General features: G+C 64.3%; 11 protein-coding genes and 1 pseudogene. 2 read left to right on the top strand and 10 right to left on the bottom strand.

Features of this window, described 5'->3' with window-relative positions:
* Positions 1-17: 17 nt before the first annotated feature.
* Positions 18-497 carry a DUF2231 domain-containing protein gene (locus tag ACIGKQ_RS06445; protein WP_266060721.1) on the bottom strand — a complete coding sequence of 160 codons (480 nt, stop codon included), beginning with the start codon at positions 495-497 and terminating at the stop codon, positions 18-20.
* Positions 498-593: 96 nt separating this feature from the next.
* Here ACIGKQ_RS06445 and ACIGKQ_RS06440 point away from each other — a divergent pair, with 96 nt between their 5' ends.
* Entirely contained in the window at positions 594-1,892 is a 1,299-nt protein-coding gene (locus ACIGKQ_RS06440; RefSeq protein WP_266060723.1) for an MFS transporter, read from the top strand.
* A 38-nt stretch (positions 1,893-1,930) separates the two neighbouring features.
* Here ACIGKQ_RS06440 and ACIGKQ_RS06435 read toward each other — a convergent pair.
* Positions 1,931-3,818 (bottom strand): annotated as a pseudogene (locus ACIGKQ_RS06435) (alkyl/aryl-sulfatase).
* Positions 3,819-3,905: 87 nt separating this feature from the next.
* Positions 3,906-4,823, bottom strand: coding sequence for a LysR family transcriptional regulator ArgP (locus ACIGKQ_RS06430; protein ID WP_266060725.1), 918 nt, complete (start codon positions 4,821-4,823; stop codon positions 3,906-3,908).
* An 80-nt stretch (positions 4,824-4,903) separates the two neighbouring features.
* Between ACIGKQ_RS06430 and ACIGKQ_RS06425 the strand changes: the two genes are divergently transcribed.
* Complete coding sequence (locus tag ACIGKQ_RS06425) at positions 4,904-5,524, top strand: LysE family transporter (RefSeq protein ID WP_328714718.1); 621 nt, start codon at positions 4,904-4,906, stop codon at positions 5,522-5,524.
* A gap of 19 nt (positions 5,525-5,543) precedes the next feature.
* On the opposite strand, the gene ACIGKQ_RS06420 is transcribed toward ACIGKQ_RS06425, so the two are convergent.
* From ACIGKQ_RS06420 to ACIGKQ_RS06390, 7 genes are all read right to left on the bottom strand, one after another.
* A complete protein-coding gene (locus tag ACIGKQ_RS06420) occupies positions 5,544-6,557 on the bottom strand; it encodes an AraC family transcriptional regulator (protein WP_266060730.1) in 1,014 nt (337 codons plus the stop codon).
* A 10-nt stretch (positions 6,558-6,567) separates the two neighbouring features.
* Entirely contained in the window at positions 6,568-7,236 is a 669-nt protein-coding gene (locus ACIGKQ_RS06415) for a hypothetical protein (protein WP_235722870.1), read from the bottom strand.
* Positions 7,237-7,296: 60 nt separating this feature from the next.
* Positions 7,297-8,706 (bottom strand): glutamate decarboxylase, encoded by a 1,410-nt coding sequence (locus tag ACIGKQ_RS06410; protein ID WP_266060732.1) that lies wholly within the window; start codon positions 8,704-8,706, stop codon positions 7,297-7,299.
* 84 nt (positions 8,707-8,790) lie between these two features.
* Positions 8,791-10,755 carry a YhgE/Pip domain-containing protein gene (locus ACIGKQ_RS06405; protein WP_266060734.1) on the bottom strand — a complete coding sequence of 655 codons (1,965 nt, stop codon included), beginning with the start codon at positions 10,753-10,755 and terminating at the stop codon, positions 8,791-8,793.
* 1 nt (position 10,756) lies between these two features.
* Positions 10,757-11,512: an ATP-binding cassette domain-containing protein gene (locus tag ACIGKQ_RS06400; RefSeq protein ID WP_266060736.1), complete on the bottom strand. Its 756-nt coding sequence runs from the start codon at positions 11,510-11,512 to the stop codon at positions 10,757-10,759.
* Positions 11,513-12,335: 823 nt separating this feature from the next.
* Complete coding sequence (locus tag ACIGKQ_RS06395; RefSeq protein WP_266060738.1) at positions 12,336-13,610, bottom strand: threonine/serine exporter ThrE family protein; 1,275 nt, start codon at positions 13,608-13,610, stop codon at positions 12,336-12,338.
* 4 nt (positions 13,611-13,614) lie between these two features.
* On the bottom strand, positions 13,615-14,853 hold the full coding sequence (locus ACIGKQ_RS06390; RefSeq protein WP_396572796.1) for an amidohydrolase family protein: 1,239 nt from the start codon (positions 14,851-14,853) through the stop codon (positions 13,615-13,617).
* Positions 14,854-15,086 lie beyond the last annotated feature (233 nt).

Here is a 15,086-nt window from a genome sequence, read left to right as displayed (position 1 = left end):
GCTGTTCGGTTCATAGGCTACCCCCATACCGCCTGGGCGCCACTGTCACCGATGCGGTACACCATCACGATCGATGCGATGGCGACGGCGAGAATCGCCACGGCCAGCACGATGTCCACCACACGCCGGGTCAGGCCGGTCATCGACGGCACTCGGGTCTGTACCGCAGCGACGATCCGCTCGTTGTGCAACGCCCACCACAGCACGGTGAGGCCGAACAGTGGCCCGGACCAGTAGATCATCTGCTCGCCGAGTTCGGCGTGGTGCTCGATGAACGGCGGGTTGCCCAGCTGCTGCTGGAGTGCTTCGCCGGCGCTGGTGGTGATCGGTATCGCGATCAGGGTGGCGAGGGCGAACAGCGGCACCAAGATTCCCAGCCGGCGCTGTGCCGCCGGCCACAACACGACAACGATGGCCATGAGAGCCGTCAAGGGCACGAAGACCACCGGGATGTGCACGAGGAGCGGGTGCGCAGGCAATCCGTTGAGAGTATCCACACAGCGAAAGTAGCGAGCTTCGGTTGAAGAAGCGCTGAAATGCGGGTGAAAGAAAATCGTTGGCTTGCTGACCTGCATATCCGGCAAGCTGGGTAGGTGAGCGTGTCGGCCGGAAACCAACTGCCCGCGGCGTTGAAACCCTTCGCGCTGCGGCAGTACCGGCTGCTCGTTCTCGGGTTGATGTTGGCGATGTTCGCCGACGGCGTGTGGACGGTCGGGGTGGTATGGCAGGTCATCGAACTCGGCGGTGGCCCCGGGCAGCTCGCCGTGGTGACCGGCGTCGCCGCGGTGGGGATGGTGGTGTCCACCCTGGCGGGTGGCATCCTCGCCGATCGGGTGTCGCAGCGGCGCATCATGATCGGGCTGGAACTGGTCAAGCTCGCAGCCTTCGGCATCGTCGGTGTCGCCGGCTTGCTCGGCGTGTTGTCCCTGCCGGTGTTGATCGGCGCATCGCTGCTCGGCGGCATCACGATGGGCATGTACTACCCGGCCTACTCGGCGCTGCTGCCCAGCGTGGTGGAAGCCGCACAGTTGCAGGCGGCCAACGGGATCGAGGGGTTTCTGCGGCCGGTGATCTTTCAGGCCATCGGGCCCATCGTGGCCGGCGGCGCCATCTCGATGGCCTCACCGGCGGCGGCCATCGTACTCGCCGGCGTTGCCAGCGCGTCGTCGGCGTTGGCGTATGTGGCGATGACGCCGGTGACGGTGCGACGGGATCTGACCGCGACCACGGCGCATCCGGTGCGGTCGGTTGTCACCGATCTGCTCGAGGGGTTCGCGTACATGTGGCGTACCCCGTGGTTGTGGGCGACGCTGTTCTTCGCGTGCATTCTCGTTCTCGCGGTGATGGGGCCGATCGAGGTGTTGGTGCCGTTCGCGTTGCGTGAACTCGGCGCCGGCGCATCCGATCACGCGCTGGTGTTGACTGGGTTCGGGATCGGAGCGGCGTCGGCCTCGCTGGTGTTCGCGTCGATCCCGATGCCGCGACGGTACCTGTCGGTCATGTTCGGCATCTGGAGCTTCTCCAGTGTGCCCCTGGTGATCATGGGTGTCGCCGACGCCACGTGGATGTTCGTCGCCGCCGGCCTTCTGATGGGCGTGATGTTCGACGGCCCGATGGTGTTGTGGGGCACGCTGTTGCAGCGGCGGGTGCCGCCCGAACTACTGGGTCGGGTGGCCAGTCTCGACTTCTTCGTGTCTGTTGCGTTGATGCCCGTGTCGATGGCGGTGGCCGCGCCGATCAGCCATGCCATCGGGCTCACCGCCACCTTCGTGCTGGCCGGACTGTTGCCGGTGCCGGTGGCCGGCGCCTTCTACCTCGCCGCCCGACTGTGGCGCGACGAGATCGAGCATCCGTTGCGGGTGGTGCTGACGGACGTGACGGCAATCAACTGAATGCGGTGGGTCCGACGGTATGGCGGACCCACCGCCCCTCACGGCATGACGATGTCGAAGTCCGGGTCGGGCGCATCGATGTAGCCGGCCAGCCGACCGAGGGCTGCGGGGTCACCGCTGACCTGCGCACCCGCGTCGGTGGGATCGGCGGCGGTGAGCGCCGTGAACAGGCGGTTGGCCGGCACAGTGATGGTTACATCGGCGGGGTTCGCGGCCGGTGCCGCGGTGTGGGTGAGCACGCCGTTTCGCAGCAGCACCCGATAGGTCGTGTTGGTGTCGGGCAGCACGACGTCGAGATTGATGGTGTCATCCCACGAGCGGGGTCCGTCGATCTGGACCGCCAATGCGTCGAAGATCTGCGGTGGTGTGAGCTGGGCGAGGGTGTCGGCCGACCGACTGGAGACCGGGGTGCCGAAGTTGCCGCGGCGCAGTTCGTAGGCGCCGGCGAGGTAGATGTTGCGCCAGGTCCCGTTCTCTGCGCAGTACCCGAGTTGTTCCAGCGCGTCGGCGAGTAGTTCCTTGGCCTCGGTGTTGTCCGGCTCGGCGAACACCACATGACTGACCACCTCGGCCACCCAGCGCAGATCGCCGTCGTCGAAGGACTTCCGGGCGCGCTCGAGGACCGCGGCAGCGCCTCCCATGTATTCCACGTACCGTCTGCCCTGCTCCTCGGGGGGGGGATGCTGCCACAGGTGTGCCGGATTCCCGTCGAACCACCCCATGTAGCGCTGGTAGATGGCCTTGACGTTGTGGCTCACCGAGCCGTAGTAGCCGCGTGCGTGCCAGGCCTTTCTCCAGGGCGGGCGGGAGTGTCATCATTTCGGCGATTTCGATGCCTGTGTAGCCCTTGTTCAGCAGCCGAAGAGTCTGATCATGCATGTAGGCGTACAGATCTCGCTGCAGCGACAGGAACTCGACGATCCGCTCATTACCCCACATCGGCCAGTGGTGCGGCGAGAAGATTGTTTCGGCGGTGTGGCCGAACATGTCGATTATCTCTTGGACGTAGTGCGCCCACGCGTGCGCGTCACGCACCTCGGCGCCGCGGAGGGTGAGTAGGTTGTGCTGGGTGTGCGTGGCATTCTCTGCGACGCATAGCGCTTGGTGGTCGGGCAGATAGAAGTGCATCTCCGCCGGGGCCTCGGTGCCCGGCGCAAGCTGGAACACGAGCCGAAGCCCGTCGACAGTGTGTTCCTGCCCGGTGTCGGTGATCTCGATCGTCGGGTTGATCAGGGTGATCGATCCGGTCGAATTCGTCTGTCCGAGAACGACACCCACCTGTCCTCGAGGGTCACGGTCGACCACGGTGCCGTACATGTAGCTGATGCGTCGTGCCATCGCCCCACCGGCGTAGACCCACTCGGTAACGAGGTGTTCGACGAATTTCTCGGGTGCGATCACCGCGCACCGGCCGGCGTCGACGTCCTCTTGGGTGGTGACGCCTCTGACGCCGCCGTAATGGTCGGCGTGGCAATGGGTGTAGATGACGGCGGTGACGGGACGTTGTCCGCGGTGTTCGCGGTAGGGGGCCAGGGCGGCCGCTGCGGTCTCGGCGGAGACCAGCGGGTCGACAGCGATCACGCCTTCGTCGCCCTCGATCAACGTGAGGTTGGAGGCGTCGAATCCGCGCACCTGATATACCAGATCCGGGATGACCTCATAGAGGCCTTGCATCGAGGTCAGCGTCGATTGGCGCCAGAGGCTTGGATTGACAGAATCCGGCGCCTCACCGGTCACGAAGGCATACGAGTCGTTGTCCCACACCACGCGGCCGTCGTCGTTGCGGATGACACATGACTCTGCCGACGCGATGAATCCGTGCTGCGCATCCTCGAAATCTGTTGTGTCGCCGAATGGCAATCGGTTCAAAACCTCGCGGTGCTGCGACACAATGGATTCGATCGGATCTCGCGGCTCCTGGGTCAGGGGTCATTAGATCGGTGGTGGTGCGTCGAGTCAACCAACGAGTCATCAACCGCTGTCTAACCTGTCGTGCGAGTTGGTCGATCGCGTTCAGTGGTTTGGTTGTCTCGTGGGCACGAGATGCTCGGCTGCCGCCGCCACCGTCAGCGCCGTCAACGAATCCAGCACCGGGGAGCTCAGCTTCCAGTACTGCCAGAACAATGGGACGTCCGCGTGGTCGTCGACGATCCGGACTACCCGGCCCGACCGCAGGGCGTCGGCGATCTGCACCTCGGGGACCGCGCCCCACCCCATGCCGAGTTCGACGGCGCGATGGAACTCGGTGGACGCCGGTACGTAATTGATCGGTGGCGAGACAGGCCCGTCGGCCAGTCGGGTCAGGACGTCGCGCTGGATGTAGTCGTTGCGATCGAACAACACCATCGGCGCCTGTGCCAGCGCATCCGTCGTCGGCCCGTCAGGCATCCATCGGGTGACGAAGTCCGGCGTCGCGACCGGCAGGTATCGCATTGCTCCGAGGGGGCGGATGGTGCAGCCCCGGATGCCGAGCGGGTCGGAGGTGATGGCGCCCAATACTTCTCCCGACCGCAGGAACCGGCTGTTCTGGCTTTCGTCGTCGCGGAGCACCTCGATGGCGACCGGGTGCCGGGCGTGCATCCGGGCGATCACGGGCAGAAACCAGGTCGCCAGCGAGTCGGCGTTGGCCGCGATCGGAAGATGTATGCGTGGACCCCGCGGGTCGGCGGGATCGCCACCGAGCAGCTCCGCGCGCGCCTCGGCCGTCAGCAGATCCCACTGTTTGGCCAGTCGCACCAGGACCTCACCGTCAGGTGTCGCGGTGGCGGGTTTCGTCCGGCGCACCACCACCCGGCCCACCGACGCCTCGAGTGCCTTGATCCGCTGACTGACCGCGGACGGGGTGATGTGCAGCGCGCCGGCCGCACCGTCGAAGGTGCCCTCCAGCAAGACTGCGGCCAGCGTCTGCACACCCTCTTGGCTGATCTCCATTTCGGAATCATAAGTCTGATTCATGATTCGTGAAAAACATTCGTTGGACTGTTGATGCGGTGCCTCCTAACTTCGTAGTCGTGACGACCTACGTTCTTGCCGCCGTAGCCGGCCTGTTGACCGGCGCCGGGCTGATCATCGCGATCGGTCCGCAGAACGTGTTCATCCTTCGCCAAGGGGTTGCGCGAGCGCATGTGGTGCCCGTGGTGGTGGTGTGTGCCATCTCAGACGTGGTGCTGATCGTGGCTGGGGTGGCCGGTCTCGGTGCGTTGGTGGCCGCTCATCCGTCGGTGGTCAAAGTCGCCAAGATCTTCGGCGGCGGCTACGTGATCGTGCTCGGGCTGATGGCGGCGCGGCGTTGCCTACGCAGTTCCGAGGCGATCGTCGCCAATGCCGGTGAGGCCGCGACGGTGAGTCGCTGGGCGGCCGTGGGCATGACCCTCGCCCTGACCTGGCTCAACCCGCACGTCTACCTCGACACCGTGCTCACCATGGGTGCGATCGCGAACAGTCACGGACACGCGAAGTGGGCGTTCGCCGTGGGTGCGTGCCTGGCCAGCCTGCTCTGGTTCGCGACGTTGGGCGGTGGCGCCACCAGGCTGTCGCGGTTCTTCGGCTCGCCCCGGTCGTGGCGCATCCTCGATGCCACCGTCGCCGTGGTGATGTTTGTGGTGGGGGCGGGGTTGCTGCTGTCGGTGTAGCGGACCGCCGGCGTGACAGTCATCGTTGCGGTTGCAGGACAGACTTTCGGTAATCTCGCGGTCCGATTCCGTAGTGCTGTCGGAATCGGTTTCTGAACGTGGCGACGCTGGGGAATCCGCATGCAGCCGCGACTTCCGAGATGGATAGTGCAGGGTTGGCTTCCAGGAGTTCGCGCGCGCTGCGGGCTCGTCGTGCCGCGATGAGACCCGCCACGGATTGCCCTGCGTTCTCGAAATGGCGGTAGATCTGGCGCCGACTCACATGGAGTTCTTCTGCGATCACGTCGGGGGAGAAATCGGGGTCGCGATGGTGACGTTCGATCAGGTCGAGCGCGGCCTCGTGAACGAACAGGGTGTTGTCCTCGAGGCGGTATCTCTCGACATTGAGTTCGGCCAGCGCCGCGGCGATCAAGTCCACGGCGGCCAGCTCGGTGTCGACAGGTGGGACAGGCCCGGACGAGAGCGCGGTGTCGGCAGCAAACCGTGTGACGAATCCCGCCGCTGCGCGCGCCAGGAGAGTTGATGACGCCCCGCTGCGTTCGGTCAGTTCTGCGGTCCTCCGCAGACGTCCCAGCATCTCGGTCGGGATGATGATGCCGGTGGGGTCGGTGACGGATTCGCAGTACTGGCTGTACGGGACGGCCAAGTTCACGAATACCAGTTGGCCTGGCCGATAGGCGACATCACGGGTTCCTTGTCGGACCGTTATGTGGCCGGGCATGGAGCTGACATGGACGACGACACTCTCATATGGCCTGGCACGCACCAACTGCGGCGTTCTTTCCAACAGCATCGGCGTGTGGAGTGCACAGTATGTGGTCAGCTTCGACAGGGTGCGCCGGTACAACATCGCCCCGAAGTTGTCGGGGTCTGGTGTGCTCACGTCGACCAGTGCGTTGTACTGGGTCATGCCGTCGGCCCCGAAGCGCCCGATCGGTGGTGTCGGGGGACTGGTTCCGGCGTAAGCCTCCAGCCGGGTCGTCCACTCCGAAACCAGGTCACAGGTCAGTCGCGTCGATGGCCTGTCCGTCATGATGCCCGTCCTACGCACTGGGCGTCCGCCGCCTGGGCAGCACGACGAGCGAAGCGAAGAAGAAGCAGAGCGCGCCGATGAACGTCCCCACCGTCGCCACTGTGGCGTCGACCGTCACCCCGTCGGGGGTGATGTAGGCGCCCACGGCCGACACGCCGAATGCCACGCACCCGATCCAGTTGATCTGCACCGACCACCAGTCGGCGCGCCGGGGTGCCCAGTTCGTCCCTGTCGCACGATAGTAGGCGATGTACGCGACTGCGCCGCTGACCAAGAAGGCCAATGACCCGCCGGCGTCGGGGCTCCATACGAGATGGCGCTGAGACGGGATCGAGTGGGCGGCTATGGCGGCTGTTGTGCTCACATTGAAGAGCACTGTGCCGAGCGATTGGGATGCAGCGGTCAACCACTCGGCTCGCACCATCCGGCCCGTCCCGTACGTCACCGGCGCGGTGCGGTCGCCGCTGCGCAACAACTGGATCAAGCCGGCGGTGGTGAAGAACCATGCGCCGATGAAGTAGCAGATGTTCGACGCCGCGGCACCGGCCCACTGTCCGAAGCCCGGAGCCGACCCCAGTGCGAACAATGCCGAGCCGATCATGAAGCCCCAGCACTGCTTCCGCAAGGTCGGGGCTAGCGCCGCACCGATCCGGTCGGCGCCGGCATCCGCAATACTCATCCCAACTCCCGTTTCGAACTGTCTGACCGGGGCGACGGACACGTCGCCCCGGCGGCGACCTCAGTGGTGGAAATGCGAGCCGGTTCCTTCCCGCGGCATCGGGGCGGAGAGGTTGTCGAGGAACGCGATCTCGCTCTCCATGTCGCGCAACAGCGCGTTCGCGAGGTCATGACTGAGACCTGCTCGAACGACGATCCGCTGCAGCGTCATGTCCGCGAGGTCGTCGGCCATCGGATACGCCGGAACCAACCACCCCTTCATCCGCAGCCGATCTGACAGATCGTAGAGCGTCCACTTGTCGGTGTAGCCGGACTTGAGTTGCCAGGCGAAGACGGGGATCGTGTCCCCCTTGCTCACGAGATCGAATGGGCCCATTGCTCCGATCGCGCTCGAGAGATGCTGCGCGACATCCAAAGAGCCCTGCTGCACCTGCCGGTAGCCCTCGCGGCCGAGGCGAAGGAAGTTGTAGTACTGCAACAGGACCTGTGCACCGGGGCGAGAGAAGTTGAGCGCGAGGGTCGGCATGTCGCCACCGAGATAGCTGCAGTGGAACACCATGCTCTCGGGCAGTGCCTCGACGTCGCGCCAGATGATCCACCCCAGACCGGGATAGACAAGGCCGTACTTGTGGCCGGAGGTGTTGATGGAGACCACTCGAGGAACACGGAAGTCCCACTCGAGATCCGGCTGGCAGAACGGGGCGATCATCGCGCCGGATGCGCCGTCGACGTGGATCTTGATGTCCAGGCCGGTCTTGTCCTGGATCTCGTCGAGCTTCGCGGAGATCTCCTTGACCGGCTCGTAGAGACCGTTGTAGGTGACACCCATGATCGCAACGACGCCGATGGTGTTCTCGTCGACGTACTTGTCCAGGTCGTGTCCGTCGAGGACGATGTGTTCGTCGCTGACCGGTACCCATCGCGGCTCGACCTCGAAGTAGTTCAGGAACTTCTCCCAACACACCTGAACGGCCGTGGACAGCACGAGGTTCGGCTTGTCGATCGGCTTGCCCTCGGCCTTCCGCCGGGCCTGCCAGTGGCGTTTGAGAGCGAGGCCGCCGAGCATCGCGGCTTCCGAGGAACCGATGGTCGATGTCCCGATCGAGTTCTCGACGTCCGGAACATGCCACAGATCGGCGAGGATCTTCCAGCACCGATCCTCGATCGCCGCGGTCTGCGGGTACTCGTCCTTGTCGATCATGTTCTTGTCGTAGGTCTCTGCGTACAGCTGCCTGGCTTCGTCGTCCATCCAGGTCGAGACGAAGGTCGCGAGGTTCAGCCGTGCATTTCCGTCGAGCATCGCCTCGTCGTGCACGATCTGGTAGGCGGTCTCCGGCAGACTCATGTCCTCCGGGATGGTGAACTTCGGAAGCTCGGTGGCTTCACCTGGACGGACGAAAACCGGGTTCAGAGTGAGACTGTCGCCGATATTCGTCGTGTGACGTGCATTGGTGTGCTTGCGCTCGGACATGGAAACTCTCCTCGTCAAAGATCAGGGGTCACTTCAGCGGGTATGCGTTACTCGTCGTGTCGGATATGGCTGTCGCGCGGCCTCCTACACCTCGACCGGCGGATACAGCCGATCCATGTTGTATTGCCGGTTGCGGCGGGCCGCCCAGGTCGAGACTGCGAGACAGGCGGCGGTCAGGAGTACCAGGACGGTGAGCGCGATCCAGAAGCGATGGTCGATCCCGCCGAGCGTGAGCTGTCTGAGTCCGGTGACCGTGTATGTCATCGGATCGACCCAGTGGATGTACTGGAACGGTTTTGTCGTCGTCGGGACCGGATATATCCCTCCCGCAGACGTCAGCATGATCATCAGGAATGCCAACGTGACGACCCTACCCACTGCCGGCCCGAAAAGGGCATTGAACATCTGGATCATGGCCAGGAACACTGCGACCATCAACAACATGAAGCCGAAGGTGGCCACGGGGTACATCGGGCGCAGTCCTACTGCGAAGACAACGACCAGGTAAAGTATCGCGGCTTGGAGTACGCCGACGAAGAACGTTGGCGCATAGGAGGCCAGGACCACGCGTAGTGAGCTGAGCCCCTGCGCAATCGGCCTCGACTGGAGCGGAGTGAACAGCATCCAGGCGATGATGCTTCCGACGAACAACGCCAATCCGAAGAAGAACGGTGTGAACCCGGTGCCGAAGGTCTTCGCCTCGTTGAGAGTGTTCTCCGTCAGCGCCACAGGTTTGGAGAGGGCGTCGGCCAGAGCGTTGCGTTGCTCACCTGACCATTGCGGGACCGCCTTGACTCCCTCGTCGACCTGAGTTGCGAGTTCCTCGGTACCCGAAGCCAGCTGTGTAGTGCCCGCCGCCAACTGATCGGCGCCATCACTGAGCTCGACGAGTCCTGAGCTGAGTTGATCTGCACCCGAGCTCAGTTCGTCGGCGGCGCCGCGCGCGGCGAGGATGTCCGAGCGCAGTCCACCGTTCTCCAGCAAGGCCATGGCCGTACGGGCAGGACTCTGCGGGTTGCCGAGTTGTTGTGACAGCGTCTTCGAGTCCTCGCGTACCCGGCTGATCGTATTGTCCGCGTTCGGTCCCAAGCCCTCGGTGGCCAGGAACTGCACCGCAGGTGTCAAGGTGTCGGCCAGCCGGCGGACGTTGGGATCAGAGTTCGCCCGTAGTTGTTCGACCACTCCGGAGACCAAACGGCTGGCCTGTGACTGAGTAGACGCGGCGGCCGAGAGCTGGGCGTCGAGTGTGGAGGCGTCGGAACCTAGGCGCTGAACCACGCTGTTGAGCTGGTTGGCGTCGAGGCCGGCGCCGCCGGATCGATCGAGGATGTTGAGAATGGGGTCGGTCGCCGAGGTGACCGCGTTGTCGAGTTGGGTGAGTCCACCCGCCAGTTCACCGGCCCCGTTGCGGGCCGTCACCAGATTGGTTGCCAGCTCCTGGGCACCGTTGTTGGCTGTCTCCATTCCGGCATTGAGTTCATTCACGCCGTCCTGCGCCTGCTTCAGTTTCGGCATGAGGCCGCTCACATCGTTGAGCACGATGTCAAACGTTTGCGCGCCGACCTGAGCGCCGACCTGGTTGACCACCTGCTCGGCCGCATCCTGCCCCATGACGGTCGAGAGATAGTTGTTGGCGTCGTTGTAGGTGAAGATCAGTTCAGCCGAACGGGGATCGGACCCGGTGGGTGACGCGACGGCCTCGCTGAAGTCTTCGGGAAGAGTGATGGAGAAGTAGTACTTCCCATGCTCCACACCATCTCTGGCGTCATCGGCCGAGACGGGATGCAGGTCCAGTTGCTTCGAATCGATCAGGCCCTGCGCAACCTGATCGCCTGCCTTGAGCGGTTCGCCCTCAACTGTGGTGCCGCGATCAGAGTTGACCAGGGCCACCGGGATCTTGTTCACCGCGTCGAAGGGATTCCAGAATGCCCACAGATAGAGAGCACCGTAGAGCAGCGGCATGAGGATGATGACGGCCAAAGCGAGTCGGGGCATGCGGCCCCGGTAGTAGCGTTTGAAATCGCTGCCCGGCGAGAATGCGGCAAGCATGTCAGATCCGATCGTGTTGTTCGAGCTGGACGAACTCGTCGTCTGTCAGGTTGTGAACGTCGACAACGTCCCGGACACCGTTGAGCCGGGCCCCGTTGACATCTGCGGTGATCACCGTCTGGTCACGTCCCAGGTCGACCAGGCGGGAGAGAAGTTTGTCGGCGCTCTCGATGCGAGTCAGCCGATCGACACCACCGACCACCAACAGCGGCGGCCGACGAATGTTCGCCATCGCGATTCGGAACAGCGCTGCGGTGAGCTCGGGGAGTTCTTCGACGTAGTCCTTCATCGCGGGCAACGCGAAGTTGCCGAAGACCGGCCCACACAGTCGCTCGAGGTCCTCCTGCCGTGACGGACGAACCCACCGGTACCAGGGCGCGGCCCACCGGATCTGTTCGGTCACAACATCACTGACTCGAATCGTCTGATCGATACCATCGACCTCGTCGATGTCGGCGATCGCGGCCTGCGAGAACAGATGGTGGGCATCGTTGGCGCGGCCAAACGCCGTCAGGGTGCCGGTGGACGGCCGCATGCGTCCGGCCAACGTGAGGAGCAGCGCGGTACGACCTCGCCCACCCGACCCCGCAAGCACTGTGACTCCGCCGGCGCGGACAGAAAGACTCGTGGGGCCGAATATGCGACCCCATGACGCCCGCACCCCGATCTCTTCGGCGTGCAGCAGCACATCACCTTCGTCGGCGATCGGTGCGATCTCCGTGGTGATCTCATTGCTGAACGAATTGTCGTCGGGCATCGTCTGTTCCCGTCGTCGGTGCCTGGCGGTCCGCGCCGCACGGCAAATCGAATGAATGGCGTTATCGACTCGGCGGGTTCAGTGGGCTGAACCTACCGACTGCGACTCTGTGATGATTGGTTACGGGTGCAGGGAAGGATCTCGTCTTACTCGGACCTGCGTCAGGTTGGTATCGGCGAACAAAAGAAACTATGCGACGCCGAGACTGGGCCGCTCCCACTTCAGCGCATTGTCGGTGCCGATGTTCAGGTGCACCGTGCAGACGGACAGGCGACGAACGCGTCAGATGTCGCAGTGGATGACCTGTCGAACATGCCATCAAGGCATGCGGCCTTGCGGAATGCGGTCCTGCGGGGATCAGGCGTGAAACTCATGGTGGAGAATCTAGCGCGAGCAAACGAAAGTTGTCGACCGCGGCCGAACCGTGGTGACACTGCGGCCGGCCGGTCGAAGTGACTGCAGGAGAACGCGATATAGCTGCCGGAAAGCTCGCTGCGGGGACGGTCGGCGCAGTAGAATACCGCAGCGGCGTTGTTTGTGTCCAGGTTTTCGGTCGGTCGTTGCGTATATGTGGAAAAGTGCGTGCCTTTCCGCACTTTCGGGTGGCGCGAAAGGCCCTGGCCGTCCCTGATTGTGGGCACAGAATTTTCATATGGATGGCACTTTTCTGCACTTTGTTGGCGCAGCGGTAGGGCGCGAGCGAGGAAGTGGGGTAAGAGTCGCTGTGCGGGGCAGCCGGCTGCGGCAGGAATGGGCAGGGAATTGTCGGCCGCCGGTGGGGTCGGCGAGTTCGATCAGCGGTGTGCTCGGCGATACCAGGTGTTTATCGGGTGTTCAGCAGCAGCTTCCATGTCGTCGGCCAGTGTTGGCGGGTGATGAAAGGGGCGATCACGCTGGCGATCATCATGGAGATCGCGATGCTCAGCACGGAGAGCGCGGCGTTTGTGCCCAGACTGTCGAGTTGGTGATCGGCGGTGATGGCGCCGCTGACCGCCACGAATCCCATCGATCCGGGAACGATGAGCCAGAAGGAAGGCAAGAACACCGCAAGCACGCTCGGTCGGCCCTTCGCATACGCGTTGATCGTCCACGCCACGAGCAGCGCGGTCCCGATGGCCACGCCACCGGCGAACGCCGACGAGATCGCATTCACCAGAAAGTGATTGAGCCAGAAGGTGCCGACAGTCAGAGCGAGCACCCACAGCCACAACCGCCGTGGCGTGCAGAAGTACAGCATCGTGCCGAGACCGAAGATCGGTGCTGCCGGCCATAGCACCCACGATGGTGCCTGCGAACTCGTCAGGTCCTGTAGGTCTGCTGACGTGAGTCCGACGATGTCGATCGCCAACGCCAATCCGAATGCCATGGACAGCAGAACGACGAGCGAATAGGCCAGACGTGTTGTGCCCGCGATCATGTCACCCGCGGTGATCTCGATCAGAGCGGTGGCCAGTGCTGCCCCGGGGATCAATGTCACGACCGGTATCACCGCCAGTCGAACCGGATCCGGCAATCCACCATGGACCGCCCACAACGTGATCACAAGCGCAGACAGAAAGGTCAACAGCACCGGCATCAATGCCGCCAGCGCGCCTTTGACGTTGGACCACAGCAGGATCGTCGCCGCCGGTATCGACACCAGTACCGCGGCAACGGTAGCCGCGGCACTCATCCGGAAGCAGAAGGCGAAGCCCAGCGCCATCAGCGCGTACCCGACGCCGCGGACGAGCGGATTCACCGGCGGCCGCGAATCGGCGATCGCACCGAACTCATCGATGGCCTGGCTGATCGGCACACCGGCCTCCCGCAGGCGGTGCACCAGTGCCTCGGCTTCGGCGATCTGGTCGAAGCGGTACATCGAACCCGTGTTGGCCATCCGCACCCGGCCGGCCGACTCGTCGAGCGCGATGATGTAGTTGGCGAACACCTGGGTCGCGATGTCGTGACCGTAGGCCGTACAGATGTCGTGAATCACCTGGGTGATCCGCGGGACCGGATACGACGATCTGTTGAGAGCGTTGCCGACCTCGACGATGAGGGTCAGCATCTCCGCGGTGTCTGGGCTGTCTCCGTGCTCGGCAGTGTGGTCTGACGTCATCGGGTCAGATCGAGAAACCGCCGCGGTTGATCGCCGACTTGCCCTCCTTGAGGACCAGCAGGATGTTGGCGTGGTCGGTGAGGGAATCGATGTCGGCGAGCGGGTCACCCTTCACGACGACGATGTCGGCGAGTTTGCCCGCTTCCAGGGTGCCCAACGTGTCGTCGACGCCGCACAGCTCGGCGGAGGTCTTGGTGGCCGCGACGAGCGCCTGCATCGGGCTCATGCCGCCGAATTTCACCAGGCAACCGAGTTCGCCGAGGTTGTCGCCATGATCGGGGACCAGCCCGGCGTCGGTGCCGACGGCGACCTTGATCCCGGCTTCCACCGACGCCTGGATCGACTCGTGGGCGAGCGCGTGCCACTTGGTGCTTTTGGCGACGGCCTGCGGGGTCGCAGTGTCGGGCTTGAGCGTCTCGATCAGCGTCGGAACCAGGAACTGTCCGCGCTGGACCATCTCGGTGCGCAATTCGGCGGTCAATGCGTAACCGTGCTCGATGCTGTGTGCGCCGCCCTGCACAGCGGCTTGGATGCCGGCGAGGCCGATGGCGTGGGCGGCCACCTTACGGCCTCCGTAGTTGGCGGCCTCCTCGACGAGCGCCGCGACGATCTCGGTGCGGGCACCAAGCCAGTCCGGGTCATCACTGGGGGAGGTGACGCCGCCACTGGAGGCGACCTTCAGCAGGTCGACGCCGTCGCGCAGGAGTGCGCGGGCGTGACGGCGTGCTTCGTCGACCGAGTCGACGATGAGTCCGCCGATCAGCCCGGTGCCATCGAGTCCGGACGGGATGTGGAAGTCGGCGTGGCCGCCGGTCTGACTGAACATTTTGTCCGCGACCAGCAGCCGCGGTCCTTCGATGATCCCGTGGGCGACCGCGTCGCGGACCCCGACGTCGACACCCATCAGGTCGCGGACCGTGGTGACGCCGGCACCGATGGTGGCGGTGAGGCGGTCCAGGATCTCGAAGTAGCGGTAGGACTGGGGGACCATCGCGGCCATGATCGGCGAGCCCTTGGTGCCGGGCAGCGACAGGTGGACGTGGCAGTCGAAGAAGCCGGGGGTGACGGTGTTCCCGCCGACGTCGATGCGGACGGGTGTGGTCGACTCGTCGACCTGTGGGGCGCTCGAATTGCTTCCGGCGTAGGTGATCTTCCCGTCGTCGATGACAACAACAGCGTCGGAGACGGGATCGGCTCCGGTGCCGTCGATGAGCCGGGCGTTGTGCAGGATTAGTGTCGTCACACCATCGGTGTACGCGATCGATGCAGAGATCTCAGCATCCGACGACACATTTCCGCCCGGTAGCCGATATCTGGCACAAAACAGACGTTCGTCGGCGCCGATCGACCGTCTGGGCGCCGGCCCCGAGCCGGCGGAACCTCGTCCGACCGAGGAGCCGCACCGGACGGCAGCGGCCCCCGGTCTGGGGCGAGCATGCGCCTCGTCTCGCGAGCCCACTTCTGCTCCTGCGAGTT

It is taken from the genome of Gordonia sp. NPDC062954, assembly GCF_044543825.1.
Classification (GTDB): Bacteria; Actinomycetota; Actinomycetes; order Mycobacteriales; family Mycobacteriaceae; genus Gordonia; species Gordonia tangerina.
Note: the sequence above shows the minus strand (reverse complement) of the source record. Positions and strands in the feature narration are given on the sequence as shown.

Bases quoted from the DNA above. Each gene is read 5' to 3' on its own strand.
- ACIGKQ_RS06405 (WP_266060734.1), bottom strand. From the start codon at position 10,755: ATGCTTGCCGCATTCTCGCCGGGCAGCGATTTCAAACGCTACTACCGG.
- ACIGKQ_RS06420 (WP_266060730.1), bottom strand. From the start codon at position 6,557: ATGACGGACAGGCCATCGACGCGACTGACCTGTGACCTGGTTTCGGAG.
- ACIGKQ_RS06415 (WP_235722870.1), bottom strand. From the start codon at position 7,236: ATGAGTATTGCGGATGCCGGCGCCGACCGGATCGGTGCGGCGCTAGCC.
- ACIGKQ_RS06395 (WP_266060738.1), bottom strand. From the start codon at position 13,610: ATGACGTCAGACCACACTGCCGAGCACGGAGACAGCCCAGACACCGCG.
- ACIGKQ_RS06430 (WP_266060725.1), bottom strand. From the start codon at position 4,823: ATGGAGATCAGCCAAGAGGGTGTGCAGACGCTGGCCGCAGTCTTGCTG.
- ACIGKQ_RS06410 (WP_266060732.1), bottom strand. From the start codon at position 8,706: ATGTCCGAGCGCAAGCACACCAATGCACGTCACACGACGAATATCGGC.
- ACIGKQ_RS06400 (WP_266060736.1), bottom strand. From the start codon at position 11,512: ATGCCCGACGACAATTCGTTCAGCAATGAGATCACCACGGAGATCGCA.